The organism is Bradyrhizobium sp. Ai1a-2, assembly GCF_000426245.1.
Lineage (GTDB): Bacteria > Pseudomonadota > Alphaproteobacteria > Rhizobiales > Xanthobacteraceae > Bradyrhizobium.
In genome coordinates, this window is the sequence record NZ_AUEZ01000020.1 from 89,959 (window position 1) to 110,922 (window position 20,964).

The 20,964-nt window shown below is 62.3% G+C and carries 23 protein-coding genes; 20 read left to right on the forward strand and 3 right to left on the reverse strand.

Translation table 11 applies throughout. The features are described from left to right. Positions 1-340: 340 nt before the first annotated feature. Positions 341-601 carry a hypothetical protein gene (locus K288_RS0116100; protein WP_027580489.1) on the reverse strand — a complete coding sequence of 87 codons (261 nt, stop codon included), beginning with the start codon at positions 599-601 and terminating at the stop codon, positions 341-343. A 129-nt stretch (positions 602-730) separates the two neighbouring features. Here K288_RS0116100 and K288_RS0116105 point away from each other — a divergent pair, with 129 nt between their 5' ends. The 3 genes from K288_RS0116105 to K288_RS0116115 are packed head-to-tail and all read left to right on the forward strand — an operon-like array spanning position 731 to position 4,594. Further along, positions 731-2,821: a M3 family metallopeptidase gene (locus K288_RS0116105; protein WP_027580490.1), complete on the forward strand. Its 2,091-nt coding sequence runs from the start codon at positions 731-733 to the stop codon at positions 2,819-2,821. Between the two features lie 46 nt (positions 2,822-2,867). Then, a complete protein-coding gene (locus K288_RS0116110; RefSeq protein ID WP_051334557.1) occupies positions 2,868-3,461 on the forward strand; it encodes a DUF1007 family protein in 594 nt (197 codons plus the stop codon). After that, the gene (locus tag K288_RS0116115; protein ID WP_027580492.1) at positions 3,458-4,594 is read left to right on the forward strand and encodes a nickel/cobalt transporter; all 1,137 of its coding nucleotides are present in this window, start codon (positions 3,458-3,460) and stop codon (positions 4,592-4,594) included. The genes K288_RS0116110 and K288_RS0116115 overlap by 4 nt, the downstream gene beginning before the upstream one ends. A 350-nt stretch (positions 4,595-4,944) precedes the next feature. On the opposite strand, the gene K288_RS0116120 is transcribed toward K288_RS0116115, so the two are convergent. Continuing rightward, entirely contained in the window at positions 4,945-5,343 is a 399-nt protein-coding gene (locus K288_RS0116120) for an MAPEG family protein (RefSeq protein WP_027580493.1), read from the reverse strand. Between the two features lie 194 nt (positions 5,344-5,537). On the opposite strand from K288_RS0116120, the gene hemH reads away from it, so the two are divergent. From hemH to K288_RS0116135, 3 genes are all read left to right on the forward strand, one after another. Continuing rightward, the gene (gene hemH, locus K288_RS0116125) at positions 5,538-6,572 is read left to right on the forward strand and encodes a ferrochelatase (RefSeq protein WP_027580494.1); all 1,035 of its coding nucleotides are present in this window, start codon (positions 5,538-5,540) and stop codon (positions 6,570-6,572) included. 272 nt (positions 6,573-6,844) lie between these two features. Continuing rightward, positions 6,845-7,843, forward strand: a complete 999-nt coding sequence (locus K288_RS0116130; RefSeq protein WP_027580495.1) for an SPFH domain-containing protein — start codon at positions 6,845-6,847, stop codon at positions 7,841-7,843. Positions 7,844-8,055: 212 nt separating this feature from the next. Beyond that, the gene (locus K288_RS0116135) at positions 8,056-8,502 is read left to right on the forward strand and encodes an NfeD family protein (protein WP_027580496.1); all 447 of its coding nucleotides are present in this window, start codon (positions 8,056-8,058) and stop codon (positions 8,500-8,502) included. Positions 8,503-8,679: 177 nt separating this feature from the next. Here the strand turns inward: K288_RS0116135 and K288_RS0116140 are convergent, their stop codons facing one another. Further along, positions 8,680-9,018: a helix-turn-helix domain-containing protein gene (locus K288_RS0116140; RefSeq protein ID WP_027580497.1), complete on the reverse strand. Its 339-nt coding sequence runs from the start codon at positions 9,016-9,018 to the stop codon at positions 8,680-8,682. Positions 9,019-9,092: 74 nt separating this feature from the next. Here K288_RS0116140 and K288_RS0116145 point away from each other — a divergent pair, with 74 nt between their 5' ends. The 14 genes from K288_RS0116145 to K288_RS49575 all read left to right on the forward strand — a co-directional run bounded on the left by K288_RS0116145 (position 9,093) and on the right by K288_RS49575 (position 20,929). Further along, positions 9,093-9,632: a carboxymuconolactone decarboxylase family protein gene (locus K288_RS0116145; protein WP_027580498.1), complete on the forward strand. Its 540-nt coding sequence runs from the start codon at positions 9,093-9,095 to the stop codon at positions 9,630-9,632. 566 nt (positions 9,633-10,198) lie between these two features. Continuing rightward, positions 10,199-11,638 (forward strand): tyrosine-type recombinase/integrase, encoded by a 1,440-nt coding sequence (locus K288_RS0116150; RefSeq protein ID WP_051334554.1) that lies wholly within the window; start codon positions 10,199-10,201, stop codon positions 11,636-11,638. A 151-nt stretch (positions 11,639-11,789) separates the two neighbouring features. After that, positions 11,790-12,374 (forward strand): hypothetical protein, encoded by a 585-nt coding sequence (locus tag K288_RS0116155; protein WP_152535538.1) that lies wholly within the window; start codon positions 11,790-11,792, stop codon positions 12,372-12,374. Positions 12,375-12,515: 141 nt separating this feature from the next. Then, positions 12,516-12,704, forward strand: coding sequence for a hypothetical protein (locus K288_RS0116160; protein WP_152535539.1), 189 nt, complete (start codon positions 12,516-12,518; stop codon positions 12,702-12,704). Positions 12,705-12,730: 26 nt separating this feature from the next. Further along, positions 12,731-13,066 (forward strand): AlpA family phage regulatory protein, encoded by a 336-nt coding sequence (locus K288_RS45625; RefSeq protein WP_043159969.1) that lies wholly within the window; start codon positions 12,731-12,733, stop codon positions 13,064-13,066. 60 nt (positions 13,067-13,126) lie between these two features. Next, positions 13,127-13,828: a hypothetical protein gene (locus K288_RS0116170; RefSeq protein WP_027580502.1), complete on the forward strand. Its 702-nt coding sequence runs from the start codon at positions 13,127-13,129 to the stop codon at positions 13,826-13,828. 131 nt (positions 13,829-13,959) lie between these two features. Next, a complete protein-coding gene (locus K288_RS0116175; RefSeq protein WP_152535540.1) occupies positions 13,960-14,382 on the forward strand; it encodes a hypothetical protein in 423 nt (140 codons plus the stop codon). Positions 14,383-14,601: 219 nt separating this feature from the next. Beyond that, a complete protein-coding gene (locus tag K288_RS45630) occupies positions 14,602-15,408 on the forward strand; it encodes an AAA family ATPase (protein ID WP_051334555.1) in 807 nt (268 codons plus the stop codon). Then, complete coding sequence (locus K288_RS0116185) at positions 15,398-15,979, forward strand: hypothetical protein (protein WP_152535541.1); 582 nt, start codon at positions 15,398-15,400, stop codon at positions 15,977-15,979. Before K288_RS45630 ends, K288_RS0116185 begins: the two co-directional genes overlap by 11 nt. Positions 15,980-15,983: 4 nt before the next feature. Then, entirely contained in the window at positions 15,984-16,481 is a 498-nt protein-coding gene (locus K288_RS0116190; protein ID WP_027580505.1) for a hypothetical protein, read from the forward strand. Next, complete coding sequence (locus tag K288_RS49570) at positions 16,478-17,074, forward strand: SAM-dependent methyltransferase (RefSeq protein ID WP_027580506.1); 597 nt, start codon at positions 16,478-16,480, stop codon at positions 17,072-17,074. The genes K288_RS0116190 and K288_RS49570 overlap by 4 nt, the downstream gene beginning before the upstream one ends. A gap of 5 nt (positions 17,075-17,079) precedes the next feature. After that, positions 17,080-17,862, forward strand: a complete 783-nt coding sequence (locus K288_RS0116200) for a hypothetical protein (RefSeq protein WP_084799610.1) — start codon at positions 17,080-17,082, stop codon at positions 17,860-17,862. Further along, positions 17,859-18,350, forward strand: coding sequence for a hypothetical protein (locus K288_RS0116205; RefSeq protein WP_152535542.1), 492 nt, complete (start codon positions 17,859-17,861; stop codon positions 18,348-18,350). Before K288_RS0116200 ends, K288_RS0116205 begins: the two co-directional genes overlap by 4 nt. Beyond that, entirely contained in the window at positions 18,347-20,929 is a 2,583-nt protein-coding gene (locus tag K288_RS49575; protein ID WP_027580509.1) for a DNA-primase RepB domain-containing protein, read from the forward strand. The genes K288_RS0116205 and K288_RS49575 overlap by 4 nt, the downstream gene beginning before the upstream one ends. Positions 20,930-20,964: the final 35 nt, after the last annotated feature.

Below are 20,964 nucleotides of genomic sequence, written 5' to 3' on the forward strand. Positions count from 1 at the left end.
GATGGAGAGACCTTCATCGGCATCCCTTGAGAGAGATGCTGGCCGCTTCAGAGGCGACCCTCGGTTCTTCATCCCTTGGCGGCTGTCCGGCCTCTTGTCCGGATACCTACCGACTGACACACGACCACAGGCACGTGCGAAATTGGGCAAGGCTGGAAATAAGTGTTTTGACTCAGCTGCGCAAGATTTTTTTTGGGATGAGCGCAGATTTCCCTAACGCGAGCTTGCGATTGTTTGTCGCTGCACGCGCTGGTGTCGTCGAACATGAACAGACGTTAAGCGAAGCTGCCAGTCGGCTGCACGTTGCAGCCTTCTGCCACAGTGTTTTCGCAGTCGCGCCTCACGCGCGCCGTGTGAACGGCTCGACGCGCTGCGCCGCACGGATGAACGCGACCATCACGAGGACGCCGAGCGCGAACAGCACCGCTTGCAGGATGTGCGCGGCGGTGTCTTCGAGGCCGAGCAGGATCGCGAGCGCCCAGCCGCCGGCGAACGCCGCGCCGAACACTTCCGCGCCGATCAGGATCGCCGCGCTGATCACGGTGATCACGCTCGGCCAGACGATCTGGCGGTTGCCGGTGGAGGAGGGCTGCAGGCTCATGGAAGAAGATCCTTTTTGAGGGGCGCAATGTCCCTGAAATGGGCCCTGCGATCAAGCGCAAAAGGCCCAAAATTGCCGCATGACGTGGTATAGATTGCCACAATATCTGGGACAAAAACGGGATTTCGCATGTCGGCAAACTCGCAAGTTTCAGGTGCCTCGGAAGGCTCGGCCAACCCGCTGCTGCAGGGCTGGCAGACGCCGTTCGAGACGCCGCCCTTCGACGAGATCAAGCCCGAGCATTTCCTGCCCGCCTTCGAGCAGGCCTTTGCCGATCACGCCGCCGAGATCGCCGCGATCGTCCATGATCCGACGACGCCGGACCTCGCCAACACCGTCACCGCGCTGGAGCGCTCCGGCAGGCTGCTCTCCAAGGTCTCTGCGGTATTCTATGACCTGGTGTCGGCGCACTCCAACCCGGCGATCCTGGAGATCGACAAGGAAGTCTCCTTGCGGATGGCGCGGCACTGGAACCCCATCATGATGAACGCCGTGCTGTTCGGCCGCATCGCGCTGTTGCACGAGAACCGCGCGGCGCTCCGCCTGAGCGGCGAGCAGCAGCGGCTTCTGGAGCGAACCTACACCCGCTTCCGCCGCGCCGGCGCCGGTCTCGACGACGCCGCAAAGCAGCGGATGGCCGAGATCAACGAGCGGCTCGCCCAGCTCGGCACCACCTTCAGCCATCATGTGCTCGGCGACGAGCAGGACTGGTTCATGGAGCTCGGCGAGGACGACCGCACCGGGCTGTCGGACAGCTTTGTCGCCGCCGCCAAGGCTGCGGCGGAAGAGCGTGGGATGGCCGGCAAGGCGATCGTGACGCTGTCGCGCTCCTCGGTCGAGCCGTTCCTGAAAACCTCTGATCGACGCGACCTGCGCGAAAAGGTCTTCAAGGCCTTCACCGCGCGCGGCGACAATGGCAACGCCAACGACAACAACGCCGTCATCGTCGAGATCCTGGCGCTGCGCGAGGAGGCCGCTGGGATCATGGGCTTCTCGAACTACGCCACCTACCGGCTCGAGGACTCCATGGCCAAGACCCCGGACGCCGTGCGCGGCCTGCTGGAGCGGGTCTGGAAGCCGGCCCGCGCGCGGGCGCTGGCCGACCGCGACGCGCTGCAGGCGCTGATCGCGGAGGAGGGCGGCAACTTCACGCTCGCGCCCTGGGACTGGCGCTACTATGCCGAGAAGCTTCGGCAGGTCAGCGCCAATTTCGACGACGCCGCGATCAAGCCGTATCTCGTGCTCGACCACATGATCGAGGCCGCCTTCGACTGCGCCACCCGCCTGTTCGGCGTCTCCTTCGAGGAGCGCAAGGATATCCCGGTCTGGCATCCCGACGTCCGGGTCTGGGAAGTGAAGGACCGTGAGGGCAAGCACAAGGCGCTGTTCTATGGCGACTACTACGCTCGCTCCTCGAAACGCTCCGGCGCCTGGATGACTTCGCTGCGCGACCAGCAGAAGCTCGACGGCTCCGTGGCGCCGCTCGTCATCAATGTCTGCAATTTCGCCAAGGGCGCGGACGGCCAGCCCGCGCTGCTGTCGCCGGACGATGCCCGCACCCTGTTCCACGAATTCGGCCACGGCCTGCACGGCATGCTGTCCAACGTGACCTATCCCTCGCTGTCGGGTACCTCTGTCTTCACCGATTTCGTCGAGCTGCCCTCGCAGCTCTACGAGCACTGGCAGGAGCGGCCGGAGGTGCTGCAGCGTTTCGCAAAGCATTATCAGAGCGGCGAGCCGCTGCCGGACGACCTCTTGCAGCGCTTCCTCGCTGCGCGAAAGTTCAACCAGGGTTTTGCCACGGTGGAGTTCGTCTCCTCGGCGCTGATCGACCTCGAATTCCACACCCAGCCGGCCGAAGCCAGCCACGACGTCCGTGCCTTCGAGAAACAGGAGCTAGAGAAGATCGGCATGCCCGCCGAGATCGCGCTGCGGCACCGGCCGACCCAGTTCGGCCACATCTTCTCCGGCGACCACTATGCCGCCGTCTATTACAGCTACATGTGGTCCGAGGTGATGGACGCGGACGCGTTTGGCGCCTTCGAGGAGGCCGGCGACATCTTCGATCCCGCGACCGCAAAGCGCCTGCTCGACGACATTTATTCGTCGGGCGGATCGCGCGATCCGGAGGAGGCGTATGTCGCCTTCCGTGGCCGCGAGCCGGAGCCGGATGCGCTGCTCCGCCGGCGCGGGCTGCTCGAGACGGCCGAGGCCGCCTGACGTGCGCGTCCTTTCCAGGTGGCTCGGCCTGACGGCCATCGCCCTCATGCTCGGGCTGACGGCGGCGGAAGCCCATCCGCATGTCTGGATCACCGCGAGGAGCGAGCTGATCTATGCGCCCGACGGCACCATCACCGGCGTCCGCCACGCCTGGACCTTCGACGACATGTTCTCGACCTATGCGCTGCAGGGCATCGAGGCCAAGACCAAGGGCACCTACACCCGCGAAGAGCTGGCGCCGCTCGCGCAAACCAATGTCGAGTCGCTGAAGGAATACGCCTACTTCACCTTCGCCAAGGCCGACGGCAGGAAGCAGAAATTCGCCGAGCCGATCGACTATTTCCTCGAATACAACAACACGGAATTGACGCTGCACTTCACGCTGCCGGCGAAGACGCCGTTCAAGACCAGGCAGCTCGCGCTCGAAGTGTTCGATCCCGCCTTCTTCATCGACTTCAGATATGCCGACAAGGATCCGGTCAAGCTGGTCGGCGCACCGGCCGACTGCAAGCTGCAGTTCCAGCGGCCGAATGACGGCACCGCGAGCGCGCAACAGCTCGGGGAGCAGAACTTCCTGAACGGCGAAAGCTCCAACTTCGGCGCGATGTTCGCCAACAAGATCGTGGTGGAGTGCCCATGAAGCAGCAATCGTCCTTCGCGCGGGGCCTGGCGATTGCCGCCGTGGCGCTCGCAGCCTTCGCGCTGGCCGATGCCGCGATGCATGCGCTATCGGCGCAAAATCCGTTCGGGGCCCCGCGGCGGGCGGCCGAGCCGCAGGTCGGCGGCATTGTCGGCTGGCTGCTCGCCAAGCAGGGCGAATTCTACCGCGAGATTTCCGCAACCATCCGTGCCGCCAAGACCGACGGCTATGCGGTCTGGACGCTGCTCGCCGTCTCCTTCGCCTATGGGATCTTCCATGCCGCCGGTCCCGGCCATGGCAAGGCGGTGATCTCCTCCTATCTTGTCGCCAACCGCGAAACCGCCTGGCGCGGTATCGCGCTGTCGTTTGCCTCCGCGCTGCTGCAGGCCGTGGTCGCTGTGGTGTTCGTCATCATCGGCGCCTGGCTGCTCAACGCCACCGCGAAAACCTCGTGCGGCGCGGAAAAGGCGATCGAGATCGCCAGCTATGCCCTGATTGCCGCCTTTGGTGCGCGGCTGGTCTGGAGCAAGGGCGGCGGTTTCTTCCGCGCGCTGCAGGCGCATGTGCCGCAGCCGGCCATCGCCGGCGTCCCGCTTCGTCGCCATGATCACGGTGACCACCATCACCGCGATCATCACGATGACCATGATCATGACCATCACCACGATCATGGTCATAATCATGCTCATAATCATACTGTTGGGCACCAGCACGCCCACGCGCATGTCCATGACGAGCATTGTGGCCATTCGCACGGTCCCGAGCCGAGCGAACTCGCCGGCCCGGGCGGCTGGCGCCGCGGTTTGAGCGCGATCCTGACCGTCGGCATCCGGCCCTGCTCGGGTGCGATCCTGGTGCTGGGATTCTCGCTGGCGCAGGGCCTGTTCTGGGCCGGCATCGCCGCGACCTTCGTGATGGGGATCGGCACCGCGATCACGGTGGCGACGATCGCGATCCTCGCCGTTTCCGCCCGCGGCCTGGCGCAACGCGTCAGCGCCGGCCGCGACGGCAGCGGCATGCTCTTCATGCGCGGCATCGAGTTCGGCGCCGCCGGCTTGGTGCTGTTGTTCGGGCTGGGACTGCTGTTCGGCTATCTCGCCACCGAGCCGCCGACCTGCGCCTATTTCATGTGACGCGCCGCGGAGCGGCCTTGAGAGTCACCTCTCCCGCTTGCGGGAGAGGTCGGCGCGCAGCGCCGGGTGAGGGTTCTCTCCGCGCAAAGATAATTTCTGCTCTTTTCGCGGAGACACCCTCACCCCAACCCTCTCCCCCGAACGAGAGAGGGAGAACGCGCACTTCCCGTTCGGCAACCTCTCCACGGAGCGGCCTTGAGAGTCACCTCTCCCGCTTGCGGGAGAGGTCGGCGCGCAGCGCCGGGTGAGGGTTCTCTCCGCGCAAAGATAATTTCTGCTCTTTTCGCGGAGACACCCTCACCCCAACCCTTTCCCCGTAAGAACGGGGAGAGGGGGATCGCAGGGAGAACTCAGACTCTCAAATACCCCCTTATCATCGGCAGGAAGAAGATCGCGACATTGATCGTGAAGCCGATGGTCCAGAGGATCGAGCGCAGGGTCGGGCGGTTGCCGAGATAGGTGAAGACGTAGGCGATCCGCACGATCAGGAACAGCACCGCGAGTTCATCGATCAGCCGCAAGGGTCCCACGCGGAATTCGGCGAGCAGCACGGCGAAGGCAAAGAACGGAAACGCCTCGATCCCGTTCTGGTGGGCGCCGAGCGCGCGGGCGCGGATCGGGTCGTCGTAGAAGGCAGGATCGCGCGGATTGGAATTGTCGAAACGGCCCGTCGCGGTCCACTTGGCGACTGCGATCGTCAACAAATACAGCATCAGCGTTCCGAACACGCACCATTCGGCAACCGTCATGGTTCCTCCCCGCATTGCGCGGAGAGCCTAGCCAGAGAGCATGATCCGGAAAAGTGGAAACCGGTTTTCCCTCGCGACAAACGCGTAGCGTTTGCGCGGAGATCATGCTCAAACAGAGGGATCCGATTTCGGATCAGGATCTAACGCTCGGTTGTCTTGACAAGAATGGGGCAACGCGCGAAGCCGTCCTGGTCATGACAGCGGTCGTCCCAACCGGAAACACGACGCCGGCAGCGCAAGCCAAGCCGGATCGCATCGGCGTGCTGCTTGTCAACCTCGGCACGCCCGACACCGCCGACGCCCAGGGCGTGCGGGTATATTTGAAGGAATTCCTCACCGACCCGCGCGTGATCGAGAATAAGGGCTTGGGGTGGAAGCTGATCCTCAACGGCATCATCCTGCGCACGCGGCCGCGCACCAAGGCGCTCGACTACCAGAAGATCTGGAATACCGAGAAGAACGAATCGCCGCTGAAGACAATCACGCGCTCGCAGGCGGAAAAGCTCGCGGCGGCGATCGATGAGGATCATGTCGTCGTCGATTGGGCGATGCGCTACGGCAATCCCTCGATCGGGTCGCGGATCGAGGCCCTGATGGCGCAGGGCTGCAACCGGCTGTTGGTGGTGCCGCTCTATCCGCAATATTCGGCGGCGACGTCGGCGACCGTCTGCGACGAGGCATTCCGGGTGCTCTCCAGCTTGCGCGCGCAGCCGACCTTGCGGGTCTCCTCTCCGTATTACGACGATCCTGTCTATATCGAGGCGCTGGCGGTTTCGATCAACGCACACCTGGCGACGCTGCCGTTCGAGCCGGAATTGATTCTGGCGTCTTTCCACGGCATGCCGCAGAAATATGTCGACCAGGGCGATCCCTATTTCTCCCAGTGCGTCGCAACGACGGAAAGCCTGCGCAAGCGTCTCGGGCTCGATGCCTCCAGGCTGATGCTCACGTTCCAGTCGCGCTTCGGCAATGACGTGTGGCTGCAGCCCTATACCGACAAGACCGTCGAAAAGCTCGCCAAGGACGGCGTGCGGCGAATTGCCGTCGTCACCCCCGGCTTCTCCGCCGACTGCCTGGAGACGCTGGAAGAGATCGCGCAGGAGAACGCGCACATCTTCAAGCAAAATGGCGGCGAGCAGTTTGCGGCGATTCCCTGCCTGAACGACAGCGAGCCGGGCATGGACGTGATCCGCCAGCTCGTGCTGCGCGAACTGCAAGGCTGGATCTAACGTCGGCCCGTAGCCCGGGTGGAGCGCAGCGCAACCTCGGACAGCTATATCAGCGGTTACGACTGCCCCCGGGTTGTGCTGCGCTCCACCCGGGCTACGGAAACTCGCATCCGCGTGACGACCCACACATCATTTACGTTCACGGGCTATATCTGGCAGCCTCGCAAACCGCTCCTTAACTATGTGTCAACCAACAGCCGGCTGAACCGGCGCTGCGGTTTTGCAGACCAAATGCAGGGCTGCGCCGGCTGTCGCCGGTCTTGGAGGACTTTATGAGTGGTTTCGACATTTTCGCGATTGCCCTTGTTCTGCTCGTCATCGTCACGCTCTTTGCCGGCGTCAAGACCGTCCCGCAGGGCTATGGCTGGACCATCGAGCGCTTTGGCAAATACACCCGCACGCTGTTCCCGGGCCTCAATCTCATCGTGCCCTATTTCGATCGCATCGGGCGCAAGATGAACATGATGGAGCAGGTGATCGACATCCCCGAGCAGGAGGTGATCACCAAGGACAATGCTACCGTCACCGTTGATGGCGTCGCCTTCTTCCAGGTGTTCGACGCCGCGAAGGCGAGCTACGAGGTCGCCAATTTGCACCAGGCGATCACGGTGCTGACCATGACCAACATCCGTTCGGTGATGGGCTCGATGGACCTCGACCAGGTGCTGTCGCATCGCGACGAGATCAACGAGCGGCTCTTGCGCGTCGTCGATGCCGCGGTCTCGCCCTGGGGCGTCAAGGTCAACCGCATCGAGATCAAGGACATCGTGCCGCCGGCGGACCTCGTGGAGGCGATGGGCCGGCAGATGAAGGCCGAGCGCGTCAAGCGCGCCGACATCCTGCAGGCGGAAGGCCAGCGGCAATCGGAAATCCTGCGCGCCGAGGGCGCCAAGCAGGGGCAGATCCTGCAGGCCGAAGGCCGCCGCGAAGCTGCCTTCCGCGATGCCGAGGCGCGCGAGCGCCTGGCGGAGGCCGAGGCCAAGGCGACCCAGATGGTGTCGGAAGCGATCAGCCGGGGCGACGTCGCCGCGCTCAACTATTTCATCGCCGACAAGTACATCAAGGCGTTCGGGCAATTGGCTGAAGCGCCGAACCAGAAGATCGTGATGCTGCCGATCGAGGCGTCGAGCGTGCTCGGCTCGCTTGCCGGCATCGGCGAGATCGCCCGCGCCACCTTCGGTGAAAGCGCCGCTTCGGCGACATCAGCCGCGCGCCGCTCCTCGGTGCCGCCGACCGGCCCAACGCCGCCGCCGGTCGCGCCGCAGCGATGAGGGAGATGAGTCAATTGACCGGCCAGTCTCGCCGCGAGTTCTCCTTACCTCTCCCGCTTGCGGGGGAGGTCGGCGCGAAGCGCCGGGTGGGGGCTCTCTCCTCACGGACAGTCCCATCGTGGAGACACCCTCACCCCGGCCCTCTCCCGCAAGCGGGAGAGGGAGCGCAACACCGATGCTAGCATTGCGTTTGTAGAATAAGAGGTCGTGTCATGACCGAGATGTTTTCGACATTGGGTACCTGGAACTGGCTGATCTTCGGCTTCGTCCTGATGGCGCTGGAATTGGCGGCGCCTGGCGTATTCCTGTTCTGGCTCGGCCTGTCAGCGCTCCTGGTCGGATTGGTGTCGTTCGTCATCAATCCGCTTTGGCAGACACAGTTACTGATGTTCGCCGCGTTCGCGGTCGCCGCCGTGCCGGCATGGCGGCACTTTGCCAAGAGCGGGACCTCGGCGAGTGCGAGCAGCCCGTTCCTCAACCGGCGCACCGAAGCTCTGATCGGCCGCGAGTTCACGCTGGAAAAGCCGATCATCGACGGCTCAGGCACGGTGCGGATCGATGACACGATCTGGCGCGTCGCCGGCCCCGACGCGCCGGCCGGCAGCCGCGTCAAGGTGATCCGCGCCGACGGCGCCAGCCTGACGGTGGGGATGGCGTAAGTGGTGCGCGCTCCTTCACCTCTCCCATAGGGAGAGGTCGGATCGCATCGTCAGATGCGATCCGGGTGAGGGGAGCGGTCCCTCGATAGAGCGTAACCCCTCACCCGATTTGCTGGCGCAAATCGACCTCTCCCTATGGGAGAGGTGTTTCCGAGCATGCGGCGCTGGCCGGTCGACTCACTCCTGGCGCTTGATCCACCGCTCGGCGAAGCGGTGCAGCGGCAGGAAAGTTTCGAACAGCTCTCGTCCGAGCGCAGTGAGACAGTACCCTTCGCCCGGAACGAGTTCGACAAATCCCGCCTCGCGCAGTCCGCTCAGCCGTGTCTGCAGGATGGTCGGGGACGCCTGATCGCAGACCTCGCGCAGCGCGCGTGAGGTGAGGGCGCCGTCGCGCAATTCCCAGATGATCCGCAAGGTCCAGCGCCTGCCGAGCAGGTCGAGCAGCGCCATGATCGGCCGGCCCGTTCGGGAGCCACGGACCGAGTGCTTTTTGGCGGCTGAGGGGGACTTCGGCATCGCTGTTTCCTGCTTGCGTCTTGCTACAAATATTGTAGCGTATCGCTACGTTTATTGTAGCAAATGAGCCGGCCATGTCACGGATCGCCCCGCTTGAGCCACCATATGCGCCAGAACTGCAGGAGCAGTTCGACCGGATCATGCGCGGCGCGCCGCCGCTTATGCTGTTTCGTGTGATCGCAAGCCAGGACCGCGCCTGGCGGAAATTCACCGCCGGCAGCCTCTTGGATCGCGGTCCACTGAGCTTGCGGGAGCGCGAGATCGTCATCGACCGCACCTGTGCGCTGACCGGCTGCGAATATGAATGGGGCGTCCATATCGCAACGTTCGCCGAGGCCGCATCACTGACCGAGGCGCAGGTCCGCGCCACCGTTCGCGGCGAGGCTGATGATCCCAGCTGGTCACCCGCCGAGCAAGCGTTGATCGCCGCCGTCGACGCACTGCATCACCGCGCAACGCTGAGCGAGGCTGAATTCGCAGAGTTGTCGGCGCATTATGATAACGCGAAGATCCTGGAGATCATGCTGCTCTGCGGCTTCTATCGCACGGTCTCCTACATCGCGAACGGCCTGTCATTGCCAGAGGAAGCCAAGGCAGCGCGGTTTCCGCAATAGCGGCACCTTCATTTGCGGCTACGACGAAATCACCATTCCTGCCGTCATTCCGGGGCGCGCCCCTTGGCGCGAGCCCGGAATCCATCAGGCCGCAGGCCCTGGCGGTGAAATGGATTCCGGGCTCATCGCTCCGCGATGCCCCGGAATGACGGAGAGAAAATTTGCCAGCGATTCCAACCTGATTTGGCCCGTCCAGCCCTCGCGCAAAAAACATTCCGCTTTCGCCGTCGGGCAAATCAGTGATTTAACTCCGCGCGTCTCACCCGAATGAGGGGCGGCTCGCGATCGTCACGAACGTTGCGGTGAGATGCGGTGGACGTGATGCGTGCGACTGACGAGCGCATTTAACGCGGACGGCGAAGTCGTGTGGTCCTTATTTTCAGACTGCGATAGACGCCGACAGACTAACAAATCCCTGTAAATCAAGAGCTTATCGGCTACGCTGCTTTGGGCGGTCTATCGCGTTTCGACGCGTTCTAGGCCCGGCCTAAGCCTCTTGTCCCTTTGCAACGGCAAAAACTTCGACCGGGCCCTGACAGTCCCAACCCTGTGCAGGAGCCAGAACCATGTTGCAGCCTATCACGAATGCCGTCCCGGTCGCCACCGGCGATGGCCCCGCCATTGAGTCCCGCCGCGGCCGTCAGGCACGCATCCTATTGACCAACCGCCTTTGCGAGCGGCGCGTCGAGGAGCGCACCAAGTTCTACGACTCGAAAGTCGATGGCCTCTACGTTTCCATCACCACGAGCGGCGCTGCCACTTTCTTTTTGCAGGCCCACGATCCTTTCGCCGGCAAGTCACGGTGCCTGCGGCTTCAGCCGTATGTCCGCGATCTCTTCACGGTCGATGACGCACGCGCCGCATCCTACGCGGTGCGGGTACGCCTGGCGAAAGGCGAGGATGTCTTCGGACAGGATCGCCGCGCCAAGACGCTGAAGGTGAAGCAGGGCAAGACCGTCAGCGATCTCGCAGAGCGTCGCATCACCTTCATGCAGAAACTGGAGCGAAAGGCGGACGGTGAGATGCGTCCGATCATCGAGAGCTGGCGCAATGTAGCGAGCCATCTCCGCCGTCTTGTGGTCCCGACGCTCGGCAAGCGGCTCGCCGCCGATGTCACGCCGTCCGATGTCGCGACGCTGTTGAACGCCATCATGACTGGCACGCACGGCGGTAAGCTGTCCATTGCGAACGCCCGCCACGCGCGGCGGGCCATCGGCGGCTTGTATCGCTGGGCCCGGGAGCCGGGGCAGGACTATGTCCCGCCATCATGCGACCCGACGGCAAACCTCCCGGAGCTGCCGCATGAGCATCCGCGCAGCCGCGTCCTGTCGGCCGACGAAATCAAGATCCTCTGGCATGGCCTCGACCGCGCCGATATGCCATGGGATCGTCGCACGCGGCTCGGTCTCAAGCTCTGCCTTGTAACCATGTTGAGAAGTTGGGAGCTGCTCGGCATGCGTTGTAGTGAGCTGGCTGACCTGGATGGCACGCATCCGCGCGCGGACATCCCGACGGTGCGCGTGAAGCGTCGGCGGCCCATTCAACAGCCTTTGTCGAGCCTCGCCGTCGAACTCATCAAGGAGGCCATCACGAACGACAAGCAGACGTTCGTCTTCGCCGGCCGCTTCGGCGGTGACAGTCCACTCGAACGCAAGAGCATGTCTGCGGCCCTTCGCGGCTCCAAGAACCGCGACGGCTCCGTGCGGACAGCCGGGATCTGCGATCTGCTCGGCTTGAAGCCGTTCACGCCGCACGATCTCAGGAGAACGAGCGCAACGCTGGCCGGCGATCTTGGCTTCAGCGACGGCGCGATTGCCAAGTGCCTTGATCACATGACCAAGCGCGACGAAAACGGCGCGCGTCTGCCGAGTGTGACCGGAAAGGTCTACAACTTGAGCCGGCGTCTGACTGAGAAACGCATGGTCCTCGACGGTGTCGCCGCGGCCTTGCGTGAAATCGTCGGCGACGTGGAGTCTTCGGATGAGGACATGAAGGCCGTCGCCTAAAAGTCGATCTGATGGAAACCGAACGGCGGCCGAGGTGACCCGGTCGCCGTTTCGGGTTTTGAAGGAAGTTCACGTCTCTGCTAATCTCGGACCATCGTGACGCTGTGAACGTCAGCGATGGCCCTAATCCCGATGCCAGCGGAGCAAGCCGATGGCCGAGACTGATACCGAACATAGCACAACACCTGGTCCAAGTTCCTCCATTTCGCTGAACGGTGCATTGAACCTGATACTCTCTCTGCGGCCGGACTGGGCAATCGACAGGATCGCGCAGGATTTCACGAACTGGGTTCGCGGCCGTTATTGCCGGCTCTGGTGCAACGGGAATTTGGTGCCCGCGTCATTCAGCTCGACCTCGCTGGTCATGGTGGCCAAAGAGGAAGTGGATGGTCCGCACCTCGATGCCGTGCCGGCTGGCGGCATCGGCTGGGATCCGATGGCCTACACGTTCGAATTCGACGCCGATGAGATAGGCGCTCTGCTGCCGGCATCGGCGACGGCGTCGCGGCAACAGCACGAGCCTGAGAAGAGAAGGCAACCTCAATCGGATCGCGTGCGGTGGGCGCTTCGACGCAAGTTTCCCGATGGCCAGATTCCGAGCGTGTACACGAGCACGCTCGAAAAAGCCATCATCGAAGAATTGACAAGCGAAGCCGGAAAGAAAGCCGGAATGGACGATAAGCCGTACCCATCTCCAGACGTCATTGACCGTGTTCGAAAGGAGCTGTCCTCTTAGAGGGGAACTTTTCCGCATCTTCCGCAGCCTCCGCATCTTCCGCGCCGCGTATGATGCGGGGCGGGATTCGAAAATTCAGGCGTACCTTCACTAAAGACGCACGCAAGCCATCTCATGCGGCGCAAGTGGAGGTCCGATCCGATGTCTACCGAAATTGCTCTCACCCAGATCGAGCTTGAGCGGATCGCGCCTCTGGCAGAGGCGGCGCGCTTGCGCGGCGTGTCGGTTGAGACGCTCCTCCGCACGGACCGCGACCGCATCATCCAGCTGGGCCCGCGCCGCCTTGGCATGCGCGTCAAAGACGCGCTGATGCTCTCCAACGCAAGCTAATTCCCCTTCAAGCAATCGGCCGCCCTATGATTTACGACCGCAACGAACAGCTGACGAGCACGGCCATTTCGGACGAGCAGCCCTCGCTTGAGCCGCAGAAGATGTTGATCGAGGCGGAAGTCTTGGCTCTGGTGCCGTTCAAGCGCGCCACGCTTTACAACATGATCAAGAAGGGGCTTTTCCCGCGGCCCGTTCACATTTCACCAAATCGAGTCGCATGGTTCGCCAGCGATATTGTTCGCTGGCAGAACGCACTCGCGGAAGCTGATCCTCACTTCAACCCGAACAGGATTCGCAGCAAGACCCGTCGCGCGACCGTCACATATTACGACCTCGAAAAGGAGAAGCCGGCACCCCGTTGAGGCGGAGGCCGGCTTTTATTTTCGTCTCCCTACCACCGACCAAAGTGAAGAGATCCGAACGTGGCTTATATCGACACCCCGCCCGTCGACGTCAAGCTCGATGAAGAGGCTGCGATCATTCAGCGCGAATGCGCCGCCGCCGATCTCGCCGGCCTCGACCGCATCAATCACGCGATCGAAGCCGGCAAGCACGGCAATAAAGTCAACGAGTGCATCCCTCGTCGCTTCCGCCGTTGGCTGAGGCAGAACGGCCTGAAGAAGTCGACGATGTATAATTACATGCTGCTCGCTCGATATGAGGAAAGTGTCCACAGGTCTGGACACACTTCGATCTATGCCGCCCTGCGCATGATCCGCAAGCAGACCCCCTCGAACAAGTCGCCCAAAGACAGAGAGACTCTCGTGAAGCATTGGAAGCGCGAGTCAGAGGCGGCGCGCACTGAATTCCTGGACGAGATCGGCATAGAAGAATTCCGACTGGCTATGTCCCTGGCCTTCTATCGTCGGATACGCGACCTCGTCCGCGTCGAAAAGGCCGCCAGCAATCCGGACAGCAAGGGCACAATGTTGCTCAAGAAGGCGCTGTCGCACGTCAGGACCGCCGATGCGCCGGACGCATCAGAAACAGCTGCAGCCGCCGACCTCGCCGAGGCCATGGTCTGCCTCCGCATGCTGCTCAGAGCCTTGGGCAACGATCCGACGAACGCCGTCTTTGGAATTTCAGCTGCGACCGCGGCGAGGAAGAAAAAGGCCGCCGCCTAATCCAGTTTTTCGCGCGAATGCGCGGAGAGCCGTCTGCGGATTTCTCCGGTCTTGCCGCAAACGGTGAACGAGCCCGACGCTACGAACATCGGGCCCGTCTTCAAAACCTGAAAGGCCAGAGGAGTGTGTTGATGACTAACATAAACGCGAATGGGTCCGCAACTGGACGCCCCAGACAATCCGCACTCAGCTTACTGCGCCAGCATCTGGACAAGCGCCAGCTTGCCGCCAAGTTGGCCTGCATCCTCGAGGGCGACGTGGATCTCGTCCCGACCGCTCGTCAGCTCGCGGAGTGGTTTGGTGTCAACGAGACCTATATTCGTGTGGTCCGCGCGATGCCGCCGGAGAAGCGCCACGCGATCGCATCCGGCGAGATCTGGTGGATCAATCTCTCGGCGCTGAGCCGCGCACCGAAGATACCGTCACTGTCGAAGCCGACCACCACTAACGGCAAGCTGGACGATAGCGTCCTGTTCGCCATGGTGCATGAAGCCGGCGTCGACAAGATCTTGGCTGTCGCAGCCCAAGTCGAAGCTCATCATCAGGCTCACTGATCCGGAAAGGCCTTGGCTTCGCCGGCCGCGCCGTTAGGGCCGGCGACGCCATTCAATCGAAAGCACCCTAAGCACGCTCCAACGAACTCACGACCTTTCGGAAAGATCGCCGCTTCAGAGGTTGCAGCTGAGTCGCCAACAACTAGTCGCCAACAATTAAAAGGCGCCCCTCTCCTGTGTGGGGCACGCGCCGTTTGCCTTACACATGGGAGGAATGTCGTGCAGATCGTTACCATCGACCAACGGGCGCAAGAACAGCGCGGCGTTACAATCTGCCTCGCTGGCATTCCCGGCATTGGTAAGACGTCGCAAACAAGGACGCTCCGCGAGAGGCTAACTAAGTCCCTCCTAATCAATTGCGAATCCGGCGACCTGGCGATTGCCGATGTTCCCATACACGCTATTCACGAGCCGACCTGGGAGGAGCTGCGCGACATCGCCCTTATCCTCGGCGGCCCCGACCTGGTACAGGCGCCATCGGAGCCCTATTCGAAGGCACGCTACGACGTCCTCATCGCGAAACCGGAATGCGCAAAGCTCGCGACGTACGAGACTGTCGTTATCGATTCCTTGACTGATGTTTCACGGCGCTCGTTCGCCTTTGCCGAGCGGCAACCCGAGGCGTTCAGCCACGGTCGCAAGGACTTGCGCGGTGCCTATGGTCTTCATGCGCGGCAGATGATCGCCTGGTTAAGCCGGCTGCAACGCGATCGCCGGCGCAACATCATCATGACCTGCGTCCTCGAGCGTAGCGTCGACAATCTCGGAGTTGCGACGTGGGGCCTTCAAACCGAAGGCCAACGCTTTTCGCGCGAACTCCCGGCAGTCGTCGACGAGGTGATCGTCCTGGCCTTTGCCGATTTCGGTGATGCCAAGCTGGTGCGTGCCTTCATCTGCAATCAACCAAACCCCTGGAATTACCCGAGCAAGGATCGCTCGGGGCGCCTCGATCTGTATGAGAAGCCGGATCTTGGCGCGTTACTCGACAAGCTTCTTATCAACCATGGAGGCCAGAATGCCCATTAATTTCTCTGATGCGTCCGGCGGATTCAACGGTCTGATTCCGGACAACACGCCCGTCGTCGTCCAGATGAGCGTTATCGGTGGTGGCGCCGGTCAACATGGTGAGCTCTCGCGGGCCACCACCGGCACCGAGATGCTCAAGTGCAAGTTCACGGTGGTGAGCGGCGAGCATGCGCAAAAGGTCTTCTACAACAATTTCATTGTCGATCCGACCAAGGAACGGGCCACGGCGATCAGCCACGGCAAGCTCAAGAGCATTCTCGACTCAGCCTTCGACATCGACCCGAAGGACGTGACGAGCGCCGAGGCGCGCACAAGGAGGGACCGTGACTACCAGGATTTCGACGGCCTACGCTTCATCGCGGTCGCTGGGATCGAAGGCGAGAAGACTGAGAACGGCAACACTTATCCGCCCAAGAACGTGCTCGCCGGCGTGATCACCAACGATCATCCGGACTGGGGCAAATACGGTCCGGTCGCTCAGGTGCAATCTGCGCCCTCGGCCGCGGCGCCGGCCAACGCTCCAGTCGTGCCGCCTATGCCGGTCCAGAAGCCCAAATGGGCGGAGGACTAAGGTCATGCGCAAGCCCAGGATTCAATTTCGCGAACCTTCGGCGAGCGCCATCGCGGACGCATGGCAAAGGCGGGCAACCGCGAATGCCGTTGCCGAAGCGCGCAAGATGGTCGGCAGGGTGATTCCGCCGGCGACGCCAATAGGTGGGCTGTCCGATCAGGAATGGGGTTACTTCGCCGCGGCGATCATCTTTGGCTGGATCGCGACGCGCGCGGAACAGGCAAGCGCAGAGGGCATCGAGGCCGAGCGCACGATCCGGAATACGCACATTACGCCGGATCCGTGGGACGCCGGCGCGATCATCGCGATCCTGCCCGAGCTCGCCGAGGCTTGCTCCGACATCGATTGGTCAGAGCCCCTGAATGCGTGGCCCAAAGCGACCATGACGAAGTTCCTGCTTGAGGCAATCAAGTTGATTGAGCCGGCAATGCGCGCCCGCGATCTCTCCGGCCGCGGCGTGACACAGGAGGCAACCAAGCTGGACGACCAGATTCCGTTTTGACCGGGAACGTCATCGACCAGGACATCATCATCATGGGTAAGCACGAGAACGGTTATCGGCGTATCGAACGTGACTATTATCCGACCCCTGCGTGGGTCATCGAGGCGCTGACCGAGCACATCGATATCAAGGACCTCTACATTCTCGAGCCGGCATGTGGCGACGGCCGTATGGCTGAGGCGCTGAAAGCCGCCGGCGCCGAGGTCTACGCAACCGATATCGAGGACCGTGGCTACGAGCAACTTAACGGTCTCGTCGATTTCACGCGGTCGACGCAGCTCGAATTTCAGTTTGATGCACGCTGCAACGGCGCCGTCGAGGACTTCGATGCGGTCGTCACGAATCCGCCGCTGGGCCACCGCGGTCGGCTCGGCGTCTTGTTCATCGAGATCGGTCTAGTCCAAATGAATTCCGGCTTCATGGCGATGTTGCTGCCGGCAGATTTCGATTCGGCGAAGACTCGCCGAGGCCTGTTCGGTCGTTGTTCCAAGTTCGCGGGCAAGATCATCCTGACCAGGTGCATCAAGTGGTATGACATGCCCGGCAAGAACAAGTCGCCGAAAGAAAACAGCGCGCGGTTCCTGTGGGGCTAGGTGCCGTGGCGAACAGCGTCGAAGTCGACCATCCGCTACGCGCCAAAGTCACAGTAAGCCAAGGTCACGATAAGATGCCCGACTTCAACATTACCAACCTGACCGATCAACCCTTCAACGTCGGGATCAACGCGTTGATTGAGCGCACCAGCATGCCTGAACTGCCGCGGCCCTATCTCGGTGCCAGCGCCATCGGCGATGACTGCGCGAGGCGAATTCAATATGACTGGTGGTGCAAGCCCGAGCTCGCGGCGCGCGTCAGGAGAATTTTCGAGCGTGGCCACTTCTTTGAGTTTCGAACGCGCGAGCAATTGATCGAGGCCGGATTCAAGTTCTCGACCAATCCGGCCGACCTCGAGTTCACGGCGCTCGACCGCAATTTCCGCGGCCACGCCGACGGGCTGATTTTCGCCGGCCCGGATCTGCCTGACGCGCATCTCGCCTACCCGTGCCTTTGGGAGTGCAAGGCGCTCAACGGCAAAAATTGGCGCGCCGTCGCAAAAGATGGTCTTATAAAGACCTTCCCCAAATACGCGGCGCAAGTGTCGGTCTATCAGCGCCATTTGAATCGAACCAATCCCGTATTATTCACAGCGGCGAATGCCGACACCTGCGAGCTCTTGCACTTCGTTGTGCCCTTCAATGCGCAGGTTGCACAATACTGGGCCGACCGCGCGGCCATGATCATTGCCGCGACCCGTGCCGGCGAGTTGCTGCCGCGCGTCGCCAACAATCGCGATAACTTCCATTGCAACATCTGCCCACACAAGGGGAGATGCTGGAGATGAGTGACGAAGACAAAGGCCGCGGAGACAAGAGCAGCAAGCTAGTCAAGCTTATCCGTCGGCTCTCCTCCGACCAGGACGACGAGGTTTTGACGGCCGTTCGCCTGATCAGGGCGACGCTGAAATCGCGTTGTGCCGATATCCATGATCTCGCCGATTCGATCCAGAAGCTCGAGGAGAACGGCGCCGGCGCCAACGCCGAGTTCTACAAAAAGGCGTGGCTGGACGGCTACAGCAAGGGCGCCGAGGACGAGCGCAAGAAGATGCCGCGGAACGCGGCGATCGGATTCGGTGCGGCCGACAGCGATGAGCTGACCTGTGAGGCGGCCGTGTTGTTCGCGCACCAGTATCTGAGTCGGCTGAATTCCTGGGAGCGCAATTTCATCGAAGACATGGCCATTCAGATGCGGCACGCGCCGAGCAAGTCGTTCTCCGAAAAGCAAACGGCGCTGATTTTCAAAATCTACCGCAGGGCTGGAGGCAAAATATGACTACAATTGTTGACGCCGGCGAGATCGAGCGGTTCCTGAAGATCATCAGCGGGCATATCGCGGAGTTGACCAAGAAGGCCGGCACCAACTCGCCCGGCGTACTCAATCTCTGCCGCATCAGTCCGCTCGATTCCGACAAGGTGCTGACGCAGTCGTTCGCGGTCGACGACGTCACCCATATGATCGAGGCGGCGGTGGCTGACGCCGCGCATCTCAACGTGTATGTCGAGACCCGTACGGTGCGGCCCGGGCTCCGCGGCTGCCGCGGCGATCACAACGATACCCACTATGTGTTCGCTCTGGTCGTCGACTCGGACGCCGACAAGAGCAAGGCCTGCAATCTCTCTATGCGCCCCAGCCTGACAGTCGAGACGTCGCCCGGGAACCATCACTTTTGGTTTTTCTTGTCGCGTGCAATTTGCGCCGACGAGGCCAAGGTCATCGGCGACGCGATGCGCGCAAGCTCCGGCGCAGACGGCGACACCGGCGTCATTACGCAATTCTACCGCATTGGTGGTAGTCCGAATTACCCGAATGCGAAGAAACGGGCCCGCGGCAGAATAGCTGTCGAGCCGACCAGGATCATTGAGGAGACTGGGCGCCTCTGGGACCCCGACGAGCTTCTCGCCGCGTTCTCGAGGCCGGCCACGCCGGCAGCGGCGATGGCTCCGGGCTCAAGCGCCGGCGGCACCAGCACCGGAAGCACCACCAACCCGGACGAATCAACATTACCGGCCGACCTTATGGCCGACATCAAGAATGGCGGCAATGGCCGCGGCAACGACAAGTCACGATCCGCGCTGTTTCAGAGCGTGGTGCGTCGGCTCGGGCAACGGCGCTGGAGCGTCGAGGACATCGTCGAACTGTTCAAGCGGTATCCGAATGGCGTAAGCGCAAAGTACCGGAAGCGGCTCGAGAAGGAAGTCAGGCGGTCCTACGGCAAAACGCCCGGCACGACGGCGGGCACGTCGTCTTCGTCGCCGCCGCCCCCTCCGCCACCGCCGCGGTACACCGGTGGGCAGGGGTCTGGTCCACAGCCCAATCCGCAGCCGCATGTTCTTCCGACGATTCGGCTCGAGGCCGGGCAACTGCCGCATATCGTCAAAGAGACGGAGCAGGCCCTGCTCGATTCCGGCGCCGAGGTCTACACGCGCGCCGGGACCGGAATCTTGGTCTACCCGGCATTCCACCAATCCGTTGCGACCGCCGACGGGCGCAAGACGATGCAGGCGAAGCTTGCGACATTCACCGCCGATTCACTCACCCTGCCGGTCGCGGAATCCGCGATCTTCGAAAAGTACAACCGGCGACTGAAGGCATGGGTGGCCGCCGATCCGACGCGTGAACTGGTGCGAATGCTGTTGTCGCGAGAGGGGCAGCGGGGATTTGCCCTTGTCAGCGGGATCATAACGACCCCGACGCTTCGGTTTGATGGGACCCTCTTGTGCACTCCGGGCTATGATGCACGGTCAGAGCTTTACCTGGTCCCTGGGTTTGCGCTGCCACTGATCCCGGATAAGCCGACCAGGGCGGAGGCGCAGGCGAAGCTCGACATGCTGAAGGACCTGTTCGGCGAGTTTTCGTTCAGACGAAAAGACCTCGACCTTTCGGTTGCGCTCGCCGGACTCCTGGCCGCGCTGTTGCGCGGAAGCTTGCCGACCGCGCCAGTGTGCCTCGTGCGCGGCGACGGTCCAGGCGTCGGCAAGAGCCTGCTGGTCGACGTCATCTCCATGATCGTCACGGGTCAGCTCTGCCCGGTGACGACCCTTTCGAGTGACGAGGAGAATGAGAAGCGTGTCGGCGCCCTGGTGCTCGCCGGCGCCCAGATCTTTTCGTTCGATAACTGTACCCGTGATCTCGAAGGTCAGATTCTGAATCAGCTGACCGAGCGTTCCATGATAACGGTCCGAATTCTTGGCCGCTCCGAAATGCCGGTCTGCGAGTGTCATACAGCCGTTTTTGCGACCGGCAACGGCATCGGATTCGCTGGGGACATGCTGAGGCGCGGGCTGATCTGTGAGCTCAAGGCGTTGAGCGAACGGCCGGAACTGCGAGAATTCAGGCGCGACACGCTGGCACTCGCCTACAACAGACGGGCCGATTACGTTGCGGCCGCATTGACGATCGTTAGAGCCTATATCGCTGCCGGCAGACCGAGTGTGTGTGATTCGCTAGGATCCTATGGCGCATGGTCCAGTATGGTGCGTTCGCCGCTGGTCTGGCTAGGCGAACGCGATCCGCGGCAGAGCATGGACGAGGTTCGCGCCGAGAATCCGGAATTACTGCTGATCGCCGAATTTCATCAGCTCTGGCTGGATTACCGGATCCCTCTCAACACGCCTTATACGGTCGCACGCATTATCGAGCTCGCTGATGCCAATGCGCCGAGCAAGTTCAATCCACCGGCGCTCCGGGACTTTCTGTTGCGGATCGCGCGAGACAAGAACCGCAACGAGATCTCGCCCGAACGTCTTGGCAATTGGTTGCGCAAGAGCTGCCGCATCGTGGGCGATTATCAGCTGGTGAGAGGCCAGGACTCGCACACGAAAAGAGCGCACTACTCCCTTGTGAAGATATGACAGGGAGGCACTTTGCGGCGGTTCGTGGCGGTCGA